This window comes from Bacteroides sp. OM08-11 (assembly GCF_003438665.1).
Classification (GTDB): domain Bacteria; phylum Bacteroidota; class Bacteroidia; order Bacteroidales; family Bacteroidaceae; genus Bacteroides; species Bacteroides cutis.
The window spans coordinates 122,290-143,622 of the sequence record NZ_QSTJ01000006.1; the positions used below are offsets into that span (position 1 = coordinate 122,290).

General features: G+C 40.7%; 15 protein-coding genes and 2 tRNA genes. 6 read left to right on the forward strand and 11 right to left on the reverse strand.

Going from position 1 to position 21,333, the window contains the following annotated elements:
* Nucleotides 1-19 precede the first annotated feature (19 nt).
* The 7 genes from DXC10_RS11920 to rho all read right to left on the reverse strand — a co-directional run bounded on the left by DXC10_RS11920 (nucleotide 20) and on the right by rho (nucleotide 9,675).
* A tRNA-His gene (locus tag DXC10_RS11920) sits at nucleotides 20-93 on the reverse strand.
* Between the two features lie 90 nt (nucleotides 94-183).
* Nucleotides 184-1,326 carry a CapA family protein gene (locus DXC10_RS11925; protein WP_117737922.1) on the reverse strand — a complete coding sequence of 381 codons (1,143 nt, stop codon included), beginning with the start codon at nucleotides 1,324-1,326 and terminating at the stop codon, nucleotides 184-186.
* Entirely contained in the window at nucleotides 1,323-2,216 is an 894-nt protein-coding gene (gene folD, locus DXC10_RS11930; RefSeq protein WP_101543222.1) for a bifunctional methylenetetrahydrofolate dehydrogenase/methenyltetrahydrofolate cyclohydrolase FolD, read from the reverse strand. The genes DXC10_RS11925 and folD overlap by 4 nt, the downstream gene beginning before the upstream one ends.
* A gap of 153 nt (nucleotides 2,217-2,369) precedes the next feature.
* Entirely contained in the window at nucleotides 2,370-3,692 is a 1,323-nt protein-coding gene (gene ffh, locus DXC10_RS11935) for a signal recognition particle protein (protein WP_101543223.1), read from the reverse strand.
* Between the two features lie 94 nt (nucleotides 3,693-3,786).
* On the reverse strand, nucleotides 3,787-5,742 hold the full coding sequence (locus DXC10_RS11940; protein ID WP_117737923.1) for a HAMP domain-containing sensor histidine kinase: 1,956 nt from the start codon (nucleotides 5,740-5,742) through the stop codon (nucleotides 3,787-3,789).
* Complete coding sequence (locus tag DXC10_RS11945; RefSeq protein ID WP_233519946.1) at nucleotides 5,739-7,556, reverse strand: HAMP domain-containing sensor histidine kinase; 1,818 nt, start codon at nucleotides 7,554-7,556, stop codon at nucleotides 5,739-5,741. The genes DXC10_RS11940 and DXC10_RS11945 overlap by 4 nt, the downstream gene beginning before the upstream one ends.
* Before the next feature lie 151 nt (nucleotides 7,557-7,707).
* The gene (gene rho, locus DXC10_RS11950) at nucleotides 7,708-9,675 is read right to left on the reverse strand and encodes a transcription termination factor Rho (protein ID WP_101543226.1); all 1,968 of its coding nucleotides are present in this window, start codon (nucleotides 9,673-9,675) and stop codon (nucleotides 7,708-7,710) included.
* 234 nt (nucleotides 9,676-9,909) lie between these two features.
* Here rho and DXC10_RS11955 point away from each other — a divergent pair, with 234 nt between their 5' ends.
* Nucleotides 9,910-10,743, forward strand: a complete 834-nt coding sequence (locus DXC10_RS11955; protein WP_101543227.1) for a 4Fe-4S binding protein — start codon at nucleotides 9,910-9,912, stop codon at nucleotides 10,741-10,743.
* Between the two features lie 164 nt (nucleotides 10,744-10,907).
* On the opposite strand, the gene tilS is transcribed toward DXC10_RS11955, so the two are convergent.
* Nucleotides 10,908-12,188 carry a tRNA lysidine(34) synthetase TilS gene (gene tilS / locus DXC10_RS11960; protein ID WP_117737924.1) on the reverse strand — a complete coding sequence of 427 codons (1,281 nt, stop codon included), beginning with the start codon at nucleotides 12,186-12,188 and terminating at the stop codon, nucleotides 10,908-10,910.
* A 147-nt stretch (nucleotides 12,189-12,335) separates the two neighbouring features.
* On the opposite strand from tilS, the gene feoB reads away from it, so the two are divergent.
* The 3 genes from feoB (at nucleotide 12,336) to DXC10_RS11975 (ending at nucleotide 15,142) form a co-directional block, all read left to right on the forward strand.
* On the forward strand, nucleotides 12,336-14,807 hold the full coding sequence (gene feoB / locus DXC10_RS11965; RefSeq protein ID WP_101543229.1) for a ferrous iron transport protein B: 2,472 nt from the start codon (nucleotides 12,336-12,338) through the stop codon (nucleotides 14,805-14,807).
* Nucleotides 14,804-15,019: a hypothetical protein gene (locus tag DXC10_RS16575; protein ID WP_101543230.1), complete on the forward strand. Its 216-nt coding sequence runs from the start codon at nucleotides 14,804-14,806 to the stop codon at nucleotides 15,017-15,019. The genes feoB and DXC10_RS16575 overlap by 4 nt, the downstream gene beginning before the upstream one ends.
* A gap of 51 nt (nucleotides 15,020-15,070) precedes the next feature.
* Nucleotides 15,071-15,142, forward strand: a tRNA-Cys gene (locus tag DXC10_RS11975).
* An 80-nt stretch (nucleotides 15,143-15,222) separates the two neighbouring features.
* On the opposite strand, the gene DXC10_RS11980 is transcribed toward DXC10_RS11975, so the two are convergent.
* The 3 genes from DXC10_RS11980 to DXC10_RS11990 are packed head-to-tail and all read right to left on the reverse strand — an operon-like array spanning nucleotide 15,223 to nucleotide 18,840.
* The gene (locus DXC10_RS11980; RefSeq protein ID WP_117737952.1) at nucleotides 15,223-16,407 is read right to left on the reverse strand and encodes a porin; all 1,185 of its coding nucleotides are present in this window, start codon (nucleotides 16,405-16,407) and stop codon (nucleotides 15,223-15,225) included.
* A gap of 18 nt (nucleotides 16,408-16,425) precedes the next feature.
* Nucleotides 16,426-17,487, reverse strand: coding sequence for an L-asparaginase 2 (gene ansB / locus DXC10_RS11985; protein ID WP_117737925.1), 1,062 nt, complete (start codon nucleotides 17,485-17,487; stop codon nucleotides 16,426-16,428).
* A gap of 42 nt (nucleotides 17,488-17,529) precedes the next feature.
* Nucleotides 17,530-18,840, reverse strand: coding sequence for an anaerobic C4-dicarboxylate transporter family protein (locus tag DXC10_RS11990; RefSeq protein WP_101543232.1), 1,311 nt, complete (start codon nucleotides 18,838-18,840; stop codon nucleotides 17,530-17,532).
* A 336-nt stretch (nucleotides 18,841-19,176) separates the two neighbouring features.
* Between DXC10_RS11990 and DXC10_RS11995 the strand changes: the two genes are divergently transcribed.
* Together DXC10_RS11995 and DXC10_RS12000 are read left to right on the forward strand one after the other, a co-directional pair.
* Entirely contained in the window at nucleotides 19,177-20,610 is a 1,434-nt protein-coding gene (locus DXC10_RS11995) for an aspartate ammonia-lyase (protein WP_101543233.1), read from the forward strand.
* Between the two features lie 190 nt (nucleotides 20,611-20,800).
* Nucleotides 20,801-21,328, forward strand: a complete 528-nt coding sequence (locus DXC10_RS12000) for a TlpA disulfide reductase family protein (RefSeq protein WP_101543234.1) — start codon at nucleotides 20,801-20,803, stop codon at nucleotides 21,326-21,328.
* The last annotated feature ends 5 nt before the right edge of the window (nucleotides 21,329-21,333 follow it).

The following is a 21,333-nucleotide window of genomic DNA, read 5'->3' on the forward strand; positions in this document are numbered from 1 at the left end:
AATTTCCTCTTTTTGGGGGGGTGACTGAAGGGACTCGAACCCTCGACATTCAGAACCACAATCTGACGCTCTAACCAACTGAACTACAGTCACCATATTTATGCATTTCTTAAATGCGGTGCAAAGATAGAGATAATCTTTAATATTGCAAAGAATATGGCAAATATTTTTGTTCGTTTTTTGCTATTTGCTATTCTCTATAATTCCGATATTGTATCGTTGTAATAGTTTTCGTGAGTTTTTTAAAAAGATATTCAAGCGGTTACGAACAGTAGATGGTAAACTGTCTGAAGAAAAATTAACAGGATAAAGAATATAATTTTTTTCCCCAGTGAGGTTGGGATGTGCGGTCCAAACTAAATTATATCCGCAATGTATGACCCGAGGGAAGGGAAAAGAGATAAATGAGGATACAAAGGATGGAGAATAACTTTTGTCGGTAAATCTCGGATATGCAGGTGGGGGGAGTGGATATTTTTCAAGTTCCAAGGTAAAGATTAGTCCGCCATCTGTATTCGTCGCGCTCATATTGGAAATGAAATTGCCTAATGAATAGACTATTGCATGTTGTTGAAAACCATTTGTACGTAATTCCATGGGTTGAATAACATGTGGATGTGAACCTATGATATGTGTTACCCCCTGCTGTAATAGCCAGTCGGCAAGTTCTCGTTGTTCTTTATTGGGGAGTGAATGGTATTCTTCTCCCCAATGCATACAGGCAATAATTACATCTGGTTTTCTAGCTTTAGCACTGGAAATATCCTGTTGGATGATTTCTTTATCAATATAGTTTACGATGTTCGGGGAGGAGACTTTTATTCCATTCGTACCATAAGTATAATTAAGTAAAGCTATACAGAAATTTTTCTTATAGATGAAAAGGGGATAATGTTGTTTTCGTTCGGATAGGTTTTTGTAAGTTCCAACATGTAGTACAGAAAGGGAATCAAGCATTCGGATAGTACGTTCCAGTCCTTTCTTACCACGGTCTAGGCAATGATTATTGGCAGTGAGAAAAATATCGAAACCGGCATCTTTGGCTGTCTTTAGAAACTCATCAGGAGCACTAAAGGAGGGATATCCATGATAAGGTTTCCCTCCGAGTGTTACTTCGAGGTTGGCAATAGCGATATCTGCTCTTGAAATTTGTTCTTTTACCTGCGAGAAACAAGGGGAATAGTCATACTTTCCATCAGAAGTACGTGCTGCATCTATTTGAGCTTGATGTTGCATTAAGTCACCGACAAATAATAGCGTAATCCTTTCCTGCGCAAAAAGGGTTACGCTATATAATAGAGTAATAAAAACGACAAGCGCTTTCATTGCTTCTGTGATTGGTAAATTGCTTTCTTACCTGCCAATAAAGTATTTTTCATTAATGAAACAATGGTCATTGGTCCTACACCACCCGGTACAGGAGTAATGAATGAGCATTTGTGAGCGACTTCATCAAACTTGACATCACCTGTCAGCTTAAAGCCAGACTTTTTTGTTGCATCCGGTACACGTGTAGTACCAACATCGATAACCACAGCACCTTCTTTTACCATTTCTGCCTTTACGAAGTTGGGTTGCCCTAAGGCGGCAATAATAATATCTGCTTCTTGGCACTCTTTTACCAGATCTTTGCTACGACTATGGCAAACGGTTACGGTTGCATCTCCCGGGTAAGCTTTTTGCATCATCAAGGCAGCCATAGGTTTACCCACAATATTACTACGTCCCAGTACTACGCATTTTTTGCCGGAGGTCTCTATCTTATATCTTTTCAAGAGTTCGAGGATACCATTGGGGGTGGCGGATACATAACAAGGTAGTCCGATAGACATACGACCCACATTGATAGGATGGAAACCATCAACATCCTTGCGGTAATCAATTGTCTCGATCACTTTCTGTTCTGAAATATGTTGGGGCAGAGGTAATTGCACAATGAAACCGTCAATGTCGGGATCTTCATTAAGTTCGCGTACTTTAGACAAAAGCTCTTCTTCCGTCACATCAGATTCGTAACGAATGAGCGAAGACTTAAATCCACATACTTCGCAAGCCTTTACTTTGGCTGCAACATAAGTTTCACTGCCTCCATCGTGTCCTACAAGGATTGCGGCCAGATGGGGGCGTTTGCCACCTTTAGCTACGATTTCGGCAACTTCAGCAGCGATTTCCTGCTTTACCTGTTCTGAAATTGTTTTTCCGTCTATTAGTTGCATACTATTTTCTATTATTTATTTGTCATTATTTCTGTTACAGTTTGAATCATATTTTGTGATTGAAATAACAAATGTAATACAATTCATCCAAGTAGCATAATAAAAAAAGGAGAAAGTTTACATGCTTTCTCCTTTATTATCTATAAAAAGATATTATCTCTTCATCTTCGGCATCATTTTTCCCATCTTACTACCTGTAACCATCTTCATCATCTTACGAGTTTGGTCGAACTGTTTCAGCAGACGGTTCACTTCCTGAATATTCGTTCCACTACCTTTGGCGATGCGCTGACGGCGTGAACCGTTTAATATTGCAGGATTACTACGTTCTTCGGGAGTCATAGAGTGGATAATGGCTTCAATACTCTTGAAGGCATTATCGTCTATGTCAATATCTTTGATCGCTTTACCCACACCCGGTATCATTGAAGCAAGTTCTTTTAGATTACCCATTTTTTTGATTTGGGCAATCTGACTTAAGAAATCGTTGAAATCAAACTGATTTTTAGCAATTTTCTTTTGCAGGCGTTTAGCCTCTTCTTCGTCATATTGCTCTTGTGCACGTTCTACCAAAGAAACAATATCACCCATACCCAAAATACGGTCGGCCATACGTGAGGGATGGAACTGATCGATAGCATCTAACTTTTCACCAGTACCCACGAATTTAATGGGTTTATTGACCACTGAACGGATGGAAAGAGCAGCACCACCACGCGTATCACCATCCAACTTTGTCAATACGACACCATTGAAATCCAGTCGTTCATTAAATTCCTTTGCCGTATTTACGGCATCCTGGCCAGTCATGGAGTCTACGACAAATAGAATTTCATTCGGATTGATCGCTTTTTTAATAGCCGCAATTTCGTTCATCATCTCTTCATCTACAGCCAGACGACCGGCGGTATCGACGATTACGAGGTCATAACCTTTAGCTTTTGCCTCCTGGATGGCATTTTGTGCAATAGCCACCGGGTCTTTACTATCAGGTTCGGAGTACATAGGTACTTCAATTTGTTCGGCCAGTACACGTAATTGTTCGATTGCAGCAGGACGATATACGTCACAAGCTACCAATAAAGGCTTCCGGTTCTTTTTACTTTTCAGCATACGAGCTAACTTTCCGGAGAAAGTTGTTTTACCTGAACCTTGCAAACCGGACATCAAAATGACTGCAGGTTTGGTATCAATATTAATTTCAGCAGTTTCACCGCCCATGAGTAGAGTCAGTTCATCATGTACAATTTTCACCATTAACTGACTGGGCTTAACGGCAGTAAGTACGTTCTGCCCCAAAGCCTTTTCCTTTACTGTATCTGTAAAACTTTTGGCTACTTTATAATTTACGTCAGCATCCAAAAGGGCTTTACGTACATCTTTCAGCGTTTCTGCTACGTTGATTTCGGTAATTTTACCTTCACCTTTAAGAATTTTAAACGACCTCTCAAGTCTTTCGCTTAAATTATCGAACATAGTATCTAATTACAATTACTAAATTACAAATTACTCTTATTGAGCCGCAAAAGTACAAAAAATCCCCGTATTAGCTTTCTTTTGAAGCAGAATATTATTGTAGATTTAGAACCGGATAAGTAAAAAGAAGGGTAGGACCTGCCGATGCGTCTGCAATAATCTGATAACTTCCTCCAAAATGTTTTAATAGTAATCGATTAATGTCATGGCGTATAGAAACCTCCTGTCCGGAATATTGCTTGTCGGCCAGCGGACTGTTGATTACTTTGAAACAAAGCCTTTCGCAATTTTTGTCTAAGATAAAGTTTATGTTCCGTTCTTCGTTGTATGTAGTCGATGGGCCGGTAAGTATACTGATTATCATCTGGATTATCCGATTACAGTCAGTCTGTATGATACATTCTTTCACATTACTTTGGAAATTGACATGGAGTTTTGGATTTTGCATTTGTACACTATCTATAACATCGTGGCAGAGTTGTACAATATCATAATCTGTCAGTTGATATTTCATCATATCAGCTTCCAGACGCGAAAGATCTAAAACGTTATTAACCAATAACATCAACTTCTCTGTGTTTTCTTGGATAATACCGGAATATTCTCTACGGTTTTCTTCACTGATATTTGTATCGGTAACCATTAGTTGGGAAAAACCTACTACACTGTTAAGAGGAACACGAATAGCGTGACTCATATTAGAAAGAAAACGACTTTTCATTTCATTTGCTTCTTCCGATTTATGGGTAGCATTTTTAGTCTCTTTCTCCGAAAGACGGAGTTCTTTGTGTATACGATTGATACGTAACATATAGATGATGCATAATATAAGAACCACACCTACCACTACAAGGATGATAGTCTGTACATAACTTCTTAGTTTTCCTCGCTCTAATATCAACAGGTTCAGATGGTAGCTATCTTTGATCTCTTCCAGTTGCTTGTTGGATATTACTGTATTTATAGAGTCTTCAATCTGTATGGCTCTTTCATAAAGTGGTAATGCTTCAGTATATCGCCCCATAGCTGTTAGTACATTTGCTTTATAGCCAATCTCTTTAGCGTAATCAGATTCTTCGAACCCGTTTTGTTTCATCAAATGGATAACACTGTCGGCCAATACAAGGGCGGTATTATAATCTTTCATGTAGAGACAATAATCAATGGACATATTTTGGAAAGTCGCATGGTAGGGAAGGAAAGTATGTGGGGTAACATAAGTTTGCGCTTTTTTATAATGTTTTTCTGCAAGAGTGGGGTGGTTTGTCGCTATATAGAAATGGGTATAAAATATTTCCAAAAATAAGTACTGATCATACAGACTTTGTTGCATTTCAGGATTAACACGTATCATTTCATCTAATACTTTCTTTGTGTCATCCAGATATGTTTTCATATCAGTATAATTTTTTCTTTGATTACTGAAGTTGACTAGTTGGCACAGAATGTTGACCTGCGTACCAGAATGTGTAATCTGAGGTAATAGTTCATAGATTTTTTTGAGTATTTTTCCTTCTTCTGTCCACTGATTAGTTTCATGATATATGTTTACCATACATTGATAGGCAGCTACTTCTCCATCCACATTCTTAATATTTTGAGCTTTCTCCAGCATTTTAGACGCTTCATTAAACGCATATTCGTATTGTTTATTGTATATATAAGTGTTTATAAGAAGCTTCTGGGAATTGAAATAAACTTTCCAATACTGAATGCTTTGAGCTATCGGTTGTATGATACTGACCCATTTGGCAATACTGTCTTGCTCTTCATTATTATTGTAATAATAGAGGATATGAAAATAGGCACCGTTACAAAGGTAATGTTTATTATTCTGCAATTTAGCCTCTTTGTATAATTCGCTGGCGAATTTTAAGGATTGCGGTGTACTCTGCATAGTAAGAGTCAATTGCTCCAACGCCTGTAAGCGTATGCTATCGTGAGACATTGTTGGCAATGATTCGATCAGGCTGTCGGTAACCAACTGATAATCGGCTAATCCGAACAATGTTTGCAGAATAAAGAGAATTATAAATATTATCCTTTTCATGATATAGTCTCCTCTTTTTTCTCATTGAGGTGGATGGGATGGATAAATACAAAGCGTGCCCCGTCTTTGTACTCTTTATCAATCCAAATTTTACCTCCAAAATGTTCCACTATCAGTTGACAGATAGACAGTCCCAATCCGCTACCTTGAGCATTCTCATCCAATTTTTCAAAGCGATTGAAGATTTTATCTTGTTTTTCAGCGGCTATACCACATCCGGTATCGGTTATGGAGAACTGTGCCATATCATTGTTACCAATTTCCAATGCAAGGGTAATACTACCTTCTGTTGTGAACTTGGTGGCATTAATAAGCAGGTTAATTAACAATTGTTGTAAGCGTGCTTCGTCTGTATGGAGTTCTAACTTTTCTAACGATGTCTGAAAGACAACAGTGGCGGAAGTCTGCTTTATCTTTTCTACAGTATCAATAACATTACGGCAGAGCGATACAGCGTCATATATACCAAGACGAAATTGTATTTTTCCTCTTTCAAGGCTTGATAGGTCTACTACATCATCTATCAGCTTTAGGAGTAAAGCTGAATTTTGCTGAATAATGTCATTACATTGCTGCCGGGTCTCTTTATCTATATTATTATCTGTCAATATGGATGAAAAACCTGATAATGCATTTAACGGTGTACGTATTTCATGGCTCATATTAGAGAGAAACAAGCTTTTGGTACGTATTGAATTTTCTGCATTCTTTCGTGCCTCGTTCAACTTTAACCTTGAAGTGGCAAGCTGGTTATTGGCTCTTCTTATATAAATAACGAATATGATGAAGACAACCAAAATCAATATACTACCTATGATTAGATAGAATAACAGGCGGTTACGTTGATTTTGGTTTGCTACTCCTAAACGGTCTACCTGGTATACTGTACGTAGCAAGTTGATTTGTGAAGTATAGTAGTGGTCATTGATAGAGTCACGTGTAGCGTTGATAACTTGATAAATTTCACAAGCTTCTTTGTAATGTCCTAATTCTTTGTATATTTTAGCAGCTGATTTTCTGAGATTTATATAGTTATTATAAACGTTTATACTATTTGTTTTTTCTGCTAAACTTGTATATAGTTGTATCGCTTTCTCATAATTTCCTGTCTTTTGGGCATATTCGGCCTGCATGTATTTCAATATGGACGAATGGAAATAAAAAGGATTTTTGTTGTTGGCTTTCTTTGCATCTATGATATGTTCATGGGCTTTACTCAAGTCTTCTGTTTGTAGGTAATAATATGCCTGATATATATAATGTATAAATGGATTTGACTGTTTATCAGTATATAATCTTCCCATATTTTGCAGATACGCTTCCGCTTCATTCATTCGTTTTAATTTGATAAGAGTAGGTATCAGTTGGATGAATATTCTTTCCTGTAGTTTTTCTGACTGGGGAGTTTTATACAATATATTTATGGCGTTTTCATATTCTTCTACAGCTTCCGGAGCCATACTGGCATGAAGATAAGTATCTCCTAGTGCAAAATGGGAAAGTGCGATACCGATATCATAATTCATCAGTTTGGATTCTGTCATCATGACATTGGCTTTTTTCAACGCCTCGGTAATTTTACCTTGGAAACCGTAGGCATAAACTACCATTTGTTTCATAATGAACATACGTTCATAATCTTTTTCTTTCTGGAAGATAGATACTATTTCATTTTCCCATTTAATGATATCATCGGAAGATACTTTCCGTGAATATCCCAGATTATTATCTATTAATTCCGCCACAAGGTTAAGGTGACTGCTACCCGTTGCTTTTTCCTGAGAAAAGATCCATGAGGGTGTTCCAAGTAGCACTAAGATAAGAATTATATTTGTTTTTATTATTTTCACCTTGCTATCTTTTCTTGTCTGTAAAGGAAAATATTATAATAGTGGCAAAAGTAATAAAAAAAGAGCGAAAAGTTATTAACTATTCCGCTCTTTTTTAGGATATTATTTCTATAGTTTAACTGTTCATGCTCATCAGGAACTCGTCGTTGTCTTTTGTCTTTTCTAAACGATCTTTTACGAAGTCCATTGCTTCTATCGGGTTCATATCTGCAAGATACTTGCGGAGAATCCACATACGGTCTAATGTTTGCTTGTCTTGTAGTAAATCGTCACGACGCGTACTGGAAGCAACGATATTAACAGCCGGGAATATACGCTTGTTAGACAAATTACGGTCGAGTTGTAATTCCATGTTGCCCGTACCTTTAAATTCCTCAAAGATAACCTCATCCATTTTAGAACCTGTATCAATCAGGGCAGTAGCCAGAATCGTTAATGAACCACCGCCTTCAATGTTACGTGCCGCACCGAAGAAACGTTTGGGTTTATGCAATGCATTGGCGTCCACACCACCGGAAAGAACTTTACCGGAAGCGGGTGATACCGTGTTGTAAGCACGTGCTAGACGGGTGATAGAATCGAGGAATATAACGACATCATGTCCGCACTCCACCATTCTTTTTGCCTTTTCCAAGACAATACCGGCAATTTTTACGTGGCGTTCAGCAGGCTCGTCAAAAGTAGAGGCGATAACTTCTGCATTAACAGTACGTGCCATGTCGGTAACTTCTTCTGGACGTTCGTCAATAAGCAACATAATCATATAAACTTCCGGATGATTAGCTGCGATGGCATTGGCTATATCTTTCATTAGGATAGTCTTACCGGTTTTGGGTTGGGCCACAATCAGGGCGCGTTGACCTTTACCGATAGGAGCAAAGAGATCTACTACACGTGCAGACAGTGAATCGGAATATCCACCTTTACAGAGTTTGAATTTCTCATCCGGGAAAAGCGGCGTAAGATGTTCAAAGGGTACACGGTCACGGACAAAAGCCGGATCACGTCCATTTATTTTGGATACTTTTACCAACGGGAAATATTTCTCACCTTCCTTGGGCGGACGGATAACGCCTTCTACTACGTCGCCGGTTTTCAATCCGAACAACTTGATTTGTGATTGAGAAACATAAATATCATCCGGAGAAGAAAGGTAGTTATAGTCGGAAGAACGGAGAAAACCGTAACCATCCTGCATAATTTCCAATACACCTGTTCCAGTGAGTATATCATCAAATTCGTATGCTTTTTCACGTTCCACTACCGGTCTGCGTTCGGGCATCGCGTGAGTATCGTTATTGTTTTGCAATACCGGGCGTTGTTGAGCCGGACGCTGGTTATTGTTGTTCCGGTTATTATTGTTGTTGTTATTGTATGAAGCGTTGTTTTCGCGAGGACGAGGGCGGGGACGTTGAGGTTGTACTTCTGTAGGTACAGGTATTTCAGCTTTGGTAGCTTCAAATTTACCGATGAGTTCTGAAGGTAATTCCACTTTCTCGGTGGGGAGCTCTTCGATAGGAATAAAATCATTTTCTATTTCTGCCAGGATAAGACTCTCATCCGGTACGATAATTTTTTCTTCTTTTTTTTCTACGATTTCAGTTTTTGGGTCTTTTTCTATAACTGTCGGAGTCTCTTTTATTGTTTCAACTACTTCGGGCTTGACTTTACGTGGACGTCCCGGTTTACGTTTAGGAACAGCTACCGGTTCTGTTTCTGTTACTACAGAAGTAACAGCCACTGTAGCAGGCTCTACTTTAACTTCGGCTACTTTGGGTTGTTCTTGTGGAGCAGGTGTTTCGGTAGCTTTAGTGAGGTCTCCGTTTTTATTGGCTGAGAATACTTTATCTGCTCCTTCTTTTTTTACAGTTACACGAGAACGCTTTTGTCTTTCCCCTTTGCGTTCTTCTTTCAGTTTGTCGGCTGCTACTTTTTTGGTTGCTCCGGCAATAGCTTGTTCATCGAGTATCTTGTAAACGAGTTCTTCTTTTTTCAATGAGTCTGTTTTTTTGATACCCAATTCTTGGGCAATAGTTTGCAATTCCGACAAATTCTTGTCGTTTAATTGGATGATATTATACATACAGTATATATGTGAATGGTTTTTACTTATTTAGGCAAGTTTACCTTATAAATATGATTTAATAGGGATTATTTATTATTGAACCGGAAATCTGACCTACAACCTCTCACCTCAGTAAGGGAGTAACAGAATGTTTCAATGGCGCAAAGGTAATAAATATTTTTGTTTTCATAAATAAATCGTCATTTTTTTAATTTTAAAAGTTTATCTTTGCTTCATCATCAAGAATACATTATGAATATATACGAAGCTCATTTGATTACTTTTTCGCCTACCCATACTTCTAAACAAGTGGGCGAAACAATTGTTCGCGGTATCGGCTTTTCTAAGGTTACAAGTACTGACTTGACTCTGCATGCTGTTGATAAATTGGAAATCCCTCGGGATACATTGGTTGTAATTACTGTTCCTGTGTATGGCGGAAAGGTAGCTCCATTGGCTTTAGAACGTCTGAAAGAGATACATGCGGCGGGTGCTCCTGCCGTAGTGGTGGTAGTTTATGGTAATCGTGCTTACGAGAAAGCATTGGCAGAATTGGATGCTTTTGTGTCCGAACGTGGTTTTAAAGTGATAGCGGGAGCGACTTTTATAGGTGAGCATTCTTATAGTACCGGAAAAAATCCGGTTGCGGCAGGTCGCCCTGATGTGGATGATTTGAAATATGCCGAAGACTTCGGGAAAAAGATCCGTATCAAAATAGAAGCTGCGGTTGATATGGAGAGATTGTATGCGGTAGATGTGAATCGTATTCAACGTCCCCGCCAACCGTTTTTTCCCCTTTTCCGTTTTCTGCGTAAAGTAATCAAACTAAGAAAAAGCGGTGTACCTTTGCCTCGCATTCCGGCAGTGGATGCGGAACTTTGTACACATTGTGGTTATTGTGTGAAGCATTGTCCTACGGGTGCTATTTTGAAAGGGGATGAATGTAATACGCTTGTCGAGAAATGTATCAAGTGCTGTGCTTGTGTGAAGGGATGTCCGCAAAAGGCACGTACATACGATACTCCGTTTGCTGCACTGCTGTCCGATTGCTTCAAAAAGCCCAAAGAGAACCGGATCATCGTGTAAATACCATTTTGAAAAAGATGTATAAGGATGTTTACGTTTAATGGACGTAGCAGATAGGGGTGTATATTGAATTTTATTTAGTTATATACTGAATATATCCTACGTTGTGTATTGATTACCAATGGTTAAATCATTTTCTTCATACAATGATAAAAGATTATAAATCAGGTGCCGGAACTGATTACTTTTATCACTATCACCCTATGTGTGTTTTCATCTATACGGAAGCGGTTATCCGTTCGTTCGCCTACCAGCCAGATGATATCTTCACCACAACAAAGTACCCATTGCTGTTCTTTTTGCAGGAGAGAGAATTTGTGGTCGGTCAGGTAGTCGCTTATTTTTTTTCGTCCTTTCATGCCGAAAGGGACAAAGGCGTCTCCTTGCTTCCATAATCTGAGCAAAAAAGGAGATAACAGCTTTTCCGCATCAAAGCAAGCTATGTCTTTGTCACGAGGGATTACAAAATCCAGAGTGTAGGGATGTTCTTCTATCTGAAGAATCGGTTGGGTGATTGGTTTGTAAGGTTCAATAAGTAGATAATCACGGTCTTTGACTACACGCCATCCGGGAATGGTGAATGATTTACCCGGTTGTCCGTCTAATGAACGGTAGATATCTTTCACTTGGGCCGGATTAAATCCGAGAGGATACAGTATTTCGAACAGTAATGTTTCCGGTGCGGGTTCTTGTTTTAGGGTTTCGATATGGATACCTTTCAAGTTTTGTACCCGTAACTTTCCTTCTTCTATACCTCTTTTATATATGGTAGCGGTATCGTTCAAGTGTTCCGTCGTAGTGAGAATACTTTCTTTTACTGAAGGATTGATTTCTTGCATTAACGGCAGTATGTTCAGGCGGATTTTATTTCGGGTGTATTCGTCTTGTAAATTCGTGCTGTCTGTTACATAACCTTGTTGGAGGTGTTCCAGATAACCCATGATTTCTTTGCGGTCTGTGCAAAGCAAAGGTCGGACAATACGCTCATTTTTGGGACGTATTCCCTTCAGACCGTTGATGCCTGTTCCACGAATTAAGTTCAAGAGGAAAGTTTCAACACTATCGTCTTGATGATGGGCAACGGCGATAACCGCCGCGTGGCACTCCTTCCTGAGTTTCTCAAACCAATTGTAACGTAATTCGCGTGCCGCCATTTCGATGGAGATATGTCGTTCTTCTGCAATTTTCTTCGTATCAAAATGAATGACGTGTAAATTTACTTGCAATTCTTTACAGAGATGGCGAACAAATGCTTCATCTCTGTCAGACTCTGTACCACGAAGATGGAAATTGCAATGGGCGGCTTCACAGGTATATTCCAGTGATAGTAATAAGCGTAACAAGGCCACAGAGTCTGCTCCTCCACTTAGTGCTACGAGAATTTTATCTCTCTTGTCGAAGAGTCGTTCTTGCTCAATATATTGTGCTACTTTTCTTATTTCCATTTGCTAAAATGTATTTCTATTTTGCAAAGATAAATTATTCTTTCTGATAATCACTTATACTCTCTTATTTAAAAACATTCTAAATTATTTGTTGCGTGCGAACATAATTTTTATCTTTGCGTCCAAAATATAGAAAGGCAGAAAACTATGCGTTTATCCGAATTGAAAACCGGTGAAAAAGGGGTAATTGTAAAAGTGCTAGGACACGGTGGTTTCCGCAAACGTATTGTGGAAATGGGGTTTGTCAAAGGAAAGACCGTGGAGGTTTTGTTGAATGCTCCGTTAAGAGATCCTATCAAATATAGAGTAATGGGATATGAGATATCCCTACGTCGGCAAGAAGCCGAAATGATAGAGATTATAAGTGAGCATGAGATAAAGGAACTGGACCTGCAACTGGATTATCATAAAGGATTAAGTGAAGACATGGTTTTGGGAGAAGATGAATTGAAACGTCTTGCTCTGGGGAAACGCCGTACCATTAATGTAGCTTTGGTTGGAAATCCGAATTGCGGTAAAACATCCCTGTTTAATATTGCTTCCGGTTCACACGAGCATGTGGGCAATTATAGTGGCGTTACTGTAGATGCTAAAGAAGGTTACTTTGACTTTCAGGGTTATCATTTCCGCATTGTCGATCTTCCCGGTACCTATTCTCTTTCAGCCTATTCGCCAGAGGAAATATATGTTCGCCAGCATATCATTAACGAGACGCCGGATATTATCATCAATGTAGTCGATTCTTCTAATCTGGAACGTAATCTTTACCTCACGACTCAATTGATTGATATGAATGTGCGTATGGTGATTGCCCTTAATATGTACGATGAATTGACCGCCAGTGGCAATACGTTGGATTATGTAAAGTTGGGACAACTGTTCGGGGTTCCGATGTTGCCTACCGTCAGTCGTACCGGAAAGGGGATTGAGCAGTTGTTCCATGCAATTATCGGTATTTACGAAGGGGGCGACTTCCTTGACAAGAAAGGGAAGGTACGCGCTGAGATATTAAACGATTTACGTAACTGGCATAAAGAATATGTTCCCGACCATGATTTTGGTACTCACAAAGAGGAAGAAGATCATCCGAGGGGCTTTTATCGCCATATCCATATCAATCACGGACCGGAACTGGAACGAAGCATCGATACGGTAAAGCGTGTCATCAGCGTCAACGAGAATATACGTCATAAATACTCCACCCGTTTTCTGGCTATCAAACTTTTGGAGAATGATGAAGATTTGGAGAAGGTGGTACGGGAATTTTCCAATGGAAAAGAAATTCTTGAAGTTCGCGACCGGGAGGAACTGCGTCTCCGTAATGTGATTAATGAAGAGAGTGAGCAGGCTATAACCGATGCCAAATATGGTTTTATATCTGGTGCATTACGTGAGACGTATACCGATAATCATAAAGATACGGCACATGTTACCCGTGTTATAGACTCTATTGTAACGCACCGTGTGTGGGGATATCCTATCTTTTTTCTTTTCCTGTATCTGATGTTTGAAGGAACTTTCATTTTAGGTGATTATCCTATGCAAGGTATTGAATGGTTAGTTGGAGAGTTGGGAGACTTAATCCGTAACAATATGTCCGAAGGACCGTTGAAGGCTTTGTTGGTCGATGGTATTGTAGGTGGTGTAGGTGGTGTTATTGTTTTTTTACCCAACATCTTAATTCTCTATTTCTTTATCTCGCTGATGGAAGATTCGGGATATATGGCTCGTGCTGCCTTTATTATGGACAAGATAATGCATAAGATGGGGTTACATGGTAAATCTTTCATACCGTTGATTATGGGATTTGGTTGTAATGTTCCGGCAATTATGGCATCACGGACTATCGAGAACCGTAAGAGTCGTCTGGTAACTATGCTCATTAATCCATTGATGTCATGCAGTGCCCGTCTGCCTATTTACTTGTTGTTGGTAGGAGCTTTTTTCCCGAACAATGCCAGCCTGGTTTTGTTAACAATTTATGCTATCGGTATTTTGCTGGCTGTGGTTATGGCACGCCTTTTTTGCCGTTTTTTGGTGAAAGGAGACGATACGCCATTTGTTATGGAATTGCCTCCTTATCGTATACCGACTTCTAAGTCTATTTTCAGGCATACATGGGAGAAAGGTGCACAGTATCTGCGTAAGATGGGAGGGATTATAATGGTGGCTTCTGTTGTGATATGGGCTTTGGGTTATTATCCCAATCATGATACCTATGAAGATGTTGCCGAGCAACAGGAAAATTCCTATATAGGTAAGATTGGTAAGGCGGTGGAGCCGGTTATTGAACCTTTGGGGTTCGATTGGAAACTGGGTATTGGCATTCTATCCGGTGTGGGGGCTAAGGAATTGGTGGTAAGTACGCTCGGGGTACTTTATGCCGATGATGCTGAGGTAGACACTGTGAGTTTGGGACAACGTATTCCAATTACCCCTCTGGTCGCTTTTTGCTACATGGTGTTTGTATTGATATATTTTCCATGTATTGCCACGCTGGCGGCTATTAAGGGAGAATCGGGCAGTTGGAAGTGGGCATTGTTTACAGCCGTATATACTACTTTATTGGCGTGGGGAGTATCTTTTACTATTTATCAGATAGGAGGTTTGTTTATATGAGCAATTGGCAAAATTGGGTAGTTGTATTGGTGCTGCTGTTATGCGCTTTTCGGATTGGTCAGAGCATTTATTCTTTTTTTCGGCGGGTAAAGGAAAAACGTAATCCATGCGAGAATTGTGTAACCGGCTGTGAATTAAAGCAATTGTACGATAAAAAACGTGCGGAGTGTAGTGGGAAGCCAAAAGAAACAAAGAAAAATTGCTGTGGATAGTTGGTAGTTTAAAAAAATGTACTACCTTTGCATCCGCAAACAAGAAATACTGGTACCTTGGATGAGTGGCTTAGTCAGCGGTCTGCAAAACCGTGTACGGCAGTTCGAATCTGCCAGGTACCTCGAAAGAATACTCCGGAATAGCTTATTAAGTTATTCCGGAGTTTTTTTATATACATAAACTTGTAAGAAAAGCTGTCCTATTAAAATACAGGTAACTGGTATATAAATCCAACCGATACTCTGTTTGTTGAATAATTCTCTTGTCCCAGTGCCTTGGCACGGGCTGTAAAGTCATATGAACGTCCTACGTAAGTCAGGAAGAAATGCAGGTTGATTTCCATCGGATAAAACTCTACACCGGCAAGGTATCCCCAGGATGTACTGTATTTCCCTTTCTCTAAATCTCCATGTTTCTTGGTAAGAGAGGCGGTTTCGTACATTCCTTTTACAAAGACATTCCATTTAGGTAAAAAGCGATAGTTTAACTTGGTTACCAATGACATATAACCGGCATCGGTAGCATTGTGCCCATCCATTTTACCTGTCATCCTTGTGACAATTCCTTTACGGTCGACCCCTTCTTTGGAATACATGAAATCGAGGAACATATTGAATTTGTCCAGATTTAACTCATTACCCAGCGCATAATAATAGAGGTATTTATCTTTTGCCTCGTTCATGACGGAAGCAGACCAACGTGTTTTGAACACGTCATTAAAGTTACCATTCCAGTTCAGGGTATAGACAAGCGGCAGTTTGCCCGATTCCAGTTGAGGAGTTTCACCTTCTACCGTCTCAACGCCATAGGTACTGTTAAAGGAACCGTTGCGGCTATCCAAAATCTGTAAGTTCAGTTGTTGGCTGGGAGTAATGTCGTAGCCGATATTCAAACCGGTCATGAAGTTACTCATATTCTCGATCATATCGCTATACTCGTATATGTCGATGGGGTTTAAATCGAACTCTATACCTCCGTAGGCAGTGCATTGTTTACCGGCAAAGAGGGAAAATCCTTTGCCTAACTTTATTCCGATACCTGCATAGTCAATAGAGGTAGGTAGGTTGTCTATGTTTCCGCTACCGTCATTCGAACGGTTCAGGCGTTGCCGGTACCGATATGAGAGCCAACTGTTGATATTACCTTTCGCCTCGATACGAAGTTGTCTCATTTTGAAGGCTCCTTGTTCAAAGCCATCGCGGAAATTGGCATCGAAACTTCCCTGCATGTTGAGGAATAAGTTAAACTTATCCTGTTTCTTTTCCACATTAGTAAGTTCTTCAAACAGGGTTTTATTCCCAAGGAACCTGTCACTTTTCTCCGTATCCTGGGCATGTATTCCCTGTATGCAGCCTGCCATCAGGAGTATGAATGTTAGTTTCTTCATCATTTCCGGATATCGATTTTAGTATTCATTAAAATATTCCTGAATTTGCTTCCAGTCATGGGTCTTGGTCAATGCAAGCATCAACAGGACGCGTGATTTCTGGGGATTTAATTCCTGGGATGCTACGAACTGATATTTCGCGTCGTCCACTTCGGCGTCCAGTGAAGTCGGTCCTGTGGGCACTCTTGAAGAACGGACAACGAGGATACCTTTTTTGCGCGCATCCATTAAAACCGGAAATATATTCTTATGAATGTTTCCGTTGCCTACTCCTGCATGAATGATACCTTTATAGCCGTTGCTCAACATAGGTGTAACCATGTCGGCTTCAATATTTGAATAGCTATAGACGATGCCTACTTTGGGAAGTGAGTTCAGATTGGTTACATCGAAAACGGACTGGGTGGTATGTTTCTTTGCGGATGACATATTGTACGTTACCTTACCGTTCAAAACATAACCGAGCGCACCTGCATTAGGAGCCTGGAACGTTTGTACGTCGACGGTATTCATCTTCACCACGTTTGTAGCGCCAAGCACGCTTCCGTTCATAGCTACCAGAATTCCTTTGCCTTTAGACTCTTTTGCTCCCGCCACCACAACGGCATTATATAAGTTGAGGGGGCCGTCGGCGCTAAGGGCTGTAGAGGGACGCATAGCTCCGACCAGAACGACCGGTTTATCACTCTTGACCGTCAGGTTAAGGAAATAAGCGGTTTCTTCCATGGTATCGGTTCCGTGAGTAATAACGATGCCATCGATATCCGAACGTTTCAAGAGTTGGTTAATCTTCTTTGCGAGGATAAGCCAGACTTCATCATTCATGTCTTGAGAACCGATTTTAACGATTTGCTCGCCTGTAACGTTAGCGATATTCTTTATTTCGGGTACGGCGTCCAGCAGTGTCCCGATGGCTACCTGACCGGCTGTATAGTTAGTCGCAGTGGCAGACGTTCCTGTTCCGGCAATTGTTCCACCGGTTGCAAGAATATGGATATTGGGCTTTTGCTGCGCGAAAACTGCCGCTACAGAAAACAGTAGCATTACAGCTACCACACTAAGTCTTTTGAATTTTTTCATAACTTAATTGTTTAAATTAAAAAATAGGTTGAAGTATATTGGTTAGAATATTTGTATGAATAACAATCCCAGAACAATGGCAACTACCGTAGCGACCATGCCCGGCATCATAAAGGAGTGGTTCAGTACGTATTTACCGATCCGGGTTGTTCCGGTACGGTCGAAATTGATGGCAGCCACTACAGTAGGATAGTTCGGGATGAAAAAATATCCGTTTACTGCCGGAAACATGGCTATGAGCATGTATGGTGATATGCCCAGGGCAATGCCCAACGGTACCAACGCGCGTATGGTGGCCGCCTGGCTGTATAACAGGATGGACATCACAAACAGTGCGACCCCAAACAGCCACGGCATTTGGCGTACAATGCCTTCAATCGATGCGGTAAGTTGAGTCATATTGCCGTTCAAGAACGTGTCGCCCATCCAGGCGATACCGAAAATGGCAATGACGGCTTGCATTCCGGCAGGAAACACTGAACCTTGCGTTGCCTTGATACCATCGGTTCTGGTTACCAATAAAATAATGGCTGCCGCCGATAACATGATAATTTCTATAATGGAAGACATGCCCAGAGTGACCACTTTTCCATCAATCAGGAAGGAGGGACGCATGCCTTCGAGTGAGCCGAAAAGGACGATAAAGACGGTAGCGAGGATGAATATAAGTACCGATAACATGGCATGGCGTTTGTTTTTCACATCGTCAATCTTCACTTTCTTACCGTCGAAATATCCTTCTGCCAGACGTTTCTGGTATTCGGGATCATTTACCAGTTCCTTACCTACGCGCATGGAGCACAATGCACCTGCCAGTACGCCGAGTATAGTTGCCGGGATAGTGATTTTCAATATATCGAATAATGTAATGTCGAAGCCTGCCAATAAACCGAGTAACGCAACCGTAGCAGCAGAAATGGGACTTGCCGTAATGGCTTGCTGCGAAGCGATAACCGCAATTCCCAACGGGCGTTCGGGGCGTATTTTGGTTTCCGTCGCCACTTCGGCAATCACCGGAAGAACGGAATAAGCTACATGCCCCGTTCCGGCGACAAAAGTAAACAAGTAAGTTACGATGGGGCTGAGGATGGTGACATGGGATGGATTTTTACGTAGCAGCTTTTCGGCTATCTTCACCATATAGTCAAGTCCTCCGGCTGCCTGCATGCAGGAAGCCGCGGAAATAACGGCGGCAATCATCAGCATCACATCAATTGGCGGTGCTGTGGGTTGCAGGCCGAATACAAAGGTAAGTATCCCCAAACCTACGCCTCCCATCACTCCAAGGCCTATACCTCCCAAACGTGCACCGATGATAATAGCTGTTAGAACGAATAGTAATTGTAATATCATATATTCTTCAAATTAAGATTATACAAAGACAACATTGTTTTTGCGGGTGGCTAAGTTCTGAAATTATCTTTTATATAACAAAAAAAGAAGTTAAAGTGTTTACTGAAATTAGCGTATATTTACTAAATGAAGTCTTTCTTTACAAAAATAAGACCTTGGGAAATTTTAGAGTGTATGTTTCATTTTGTCACAATATATATAGTATAATGTGTATAATTGTTGTACGGTTAAAGTTTATTAACTTATTGATAAGCCGTATCGCTTACAAAACAAATTGTTTTACCTTTGGTTATTATTTAGAAGTACACAATGAATAACTGTTAATTAATATATATTATGGAAGAGAACTTATTAAAAGGAACACGTACAGAGAGTGACTTAATCGGTAGCCGTGAAATACCCGAAGATGCTATGTACGGAGTGCAAACCCTCAGGGGTATCGAAAATTTTCGTATTAGTAAATTTCATCTGAACGAATATCCATTATTTATCAACGCTCTTGCCATCACCAAGATGGGGGCGGCTATGGCAAACTTCGACCTTGGCTTGCTTACCGGTGAGCAAAGGGATGCCATTCTTAAAGCTTGTAAGGAAATACTCGACGGCAAGCATCACGAACAGTTTCCGGTGGACATGGTTCAAGGAGGAGCCGGAACCACTACCAACATGAATGCCAATGAAGTTATTGCCAATCGCGCTCTCGAACTTATGGGACATAAACGTGGTGAGTATCAGTATTGTTCACCCAATGACCATGTAAACCGCTCTCAGTCTACTAATGATGCATATCCCACTGCTATACATATAGGAATGTATTATACTCATCTCAAGTTGATGAAACATTTTGAGGAACTGATCGACGCATTCCAGCGTAAAGCGGAAGAGTTCAAGCATATCATCAAAATGGGGCGTACACAGTTGGAAGATGCCGTGCCGATGACTCTCGGACAGACATTTAACGGATTTGCCAGTATCTTGCGCGATGAAATAAAGAACCTCAATTTTGCGGCAGAGGAGTTTCTTACCGTTAATATGGGAGCTACCGCCATCGGTACAGGAATTACGGCAGAACCCGGATATGCCGAAAAATGCGTGGAGGCTTTGCAGAAGATTACCGGACTGAAGATTAAGTTATCCGGTGATTTGGTGGGGGCCACATCCGATACGTCTTGCCTTGTCGGCTATTCTTCGGCGATGCGAAGGGTGGCGGTGAAGATGAACAAGATATGTAATGACCTTCGCTTGCTTGCATCCGGCCCGCGTTGCGGTTTGGGAGAAATCAATCTTCCCGCCATGCAGCCGGGATCTTCCATTATGCCGGGCAAGGTAAATCCGGTTATCCCTGAAGTAATGAACCAGATAGACTACAAAGTAATCGGAAATGATCTTTGCGTAGCTATGAGTGGTGAAGCGGCGCAAATGGAGCTGAATGCTATGGAACCCGTTATGGCGCAATGTTGTTTTGAGTCGGCCGATCTGTTGATGAACGGTTTCGATACTTTGCGTACTCTTTGCATTGACGGCATCACTGCCAATGAGGAAGTTTGCCGCCGGCATGTACATGACAGTATCGGTGTAGTTACGGCGCTTAATCCTGTTATCGGTTATAAAAACTCTACTAAGATTGCCAAGGAAGCGCTTGAAACCGGCAGAGGGGTTTACGAACTGGTTTTAGAGCATAATATACTTTCAAAAGAAGACCTGGATACAATTCTGAAACCAGAAAATATGATTAAGCCTGTAAAGCTGGATATCAAACCTAATATCTGATTATCTGGGAAGGAGAAAGAGGATGTCAAAAGTTTGAGTAGGCTACTATATTGATAGCGTTATCGGACTTTTGACATCCTCTTTGTAAGTATACAAGTTAAATATTCGCAAAGTGTTTATATCCTATTTGTTTTGTTACCCCTAATTCGTTTCTTTTGCGTTATGAAATAAACCGTTAAAGATTGAGCAAATGAAACAAATCCGATTATTAGTATTCTGCCTGTTTGCATTGTGTAGCATGGCGGTTATGGCCCAGGAGGCGGACGATACTGGTTATATCGTAAAAGTGGGGCAGATGGCTCCCGATTTTACCGTAAAGTTGACCGACGGCAAGACTGTGAAACTCTCCGAGCTTCGTGGAAAAGTGGTGATGTTGCAATTTACTGCCAGTTGGTGTGGCGTCTGCCGGAAAGAGATGCCTTTCATTGAAAAAGATATTTGGCAGAAGCATAAGTCCAACCCTAATTTCGCCTTGATCGGGATTGACCGCGATGAGCCGTTGGATAAAGTGATTGCCTTTGGTAAATCTACCGGCATTACTTATCCTTTGGGACTGGATCCCGGAGCGGATATATTTGCCAAATATGCATTGCGTAAAGCGGGTATCACCCGGAATGTGCTGATTGACAAGGAAGGCCGCATTGTTTTTCTTACCCGCCTGTATAATCCTGAAGAATTTGCTTCTTTGGTTAAGAAGATTGATGAGATGCTGAAATGAAGCAT

What these genes read in the sequence shown, in the direction of transcription:
- DXC10_RS11925 (WP_117737922.1), bottom strand. Translation starts at nt 1,326, where the DNA reads ATGAAAGCGCTTGTCGTTTTTATTACTCTATTATATAGCGTAACCCTT.
- folD (WP_101543222.1), bottom strand. Translation starts at nt 2,216, where the DNA reads ATGCAACTAATAGACGGAAAAACAATTTCAGAACAGGTAAAGCAGGAA.
- ffh (WP_101543223.1), bottom strand. Translation starts at nt 3,692, where the DNA reads ATGTTCGATAATTTAAGCGAAAGACTTGAGAGGTCGTTTAAAATTCTT.
- DXC10_RS11940 (WP_117737923.1), bottom strand. Translation starts at nt 5,742, where the DNA reads ATGAAAAGGATAATATTTATAATTCTCTTTATTCTGCAAACATTGTTC.
- rho (WP_101543226.1), bottom strand. Translation starts at nt 9,675, where the DNA reads ATGTATAATATCATCCAATTAAACGACAAGAATTTGTCGGAATTGCAA.
- DXC10_RS11955 (WP_101543227.1), top strand. Translation starts at nt 9,910, where the DNA reads ATGAATATATACGAAGCTCATTTGATTACTTTTTCGCCTACCCATACT.
- tilS (WP_117737924.1), bottom strand. Translation starts at nt 12,188, where the DNA reads ATGGAAATAAGAAAAGTAGCACAATATATTGAGCAAGAACGACTCTTC.
- feoB (WP_101543229.1), top strand. Translation starts at nt 12,336, where the DNA reads ATGCGTTTATCCGAATTGAAAACCGGTGAAAAAGGGGTAATTGTAAAA.
- DXC10_RS16575 (WP_101543230.1), top strand. Translation starts at nt 14,804, where the DNA reads ATGAGCAATTGGCAAAATTGGGTAGTTGTATTGGTGCTGCTGTTATGC.
- DXC10_RS11980 (WP_117737952.1), bottom strand. Translation starts at nt 16,407, where the DNA reads ATGAAGAAACTAACATTCATACTCCTGATGGCAGGCTGCATACAGGGA.
- ansB (WP_117737925.1), bottom strand. Translation starts at nt 17,487, where the DNA reads ATGAAAAAATTCAAAAGACTTAGTGTGGTAGCTGTAATGCTACTGTTT.
- DXC10_RS11990 (WP_101543232.1), bottom strand. Translation starts at nt 18,840, where the DNA reads ATGATATTACAATTACTATTCGTTCTAACAGCTATTATCATCGGTGCA.
- DXC10_RS11995 (WP_101543233.1), top strand. Translation starts at nt 19,177, where the DNA reads ATGGAAGAGAACTTATTAAAAGGAACACGTACAGAGAGTGACTTAATC.
- DXC10_RS12000 (WP_101543234.1), top strand. Translation starts at nt 20,801, where the DNA reads ATGAAACAAATCCGATTATTAGTATTCTGCCTGTTTGCATTGTGTAGC.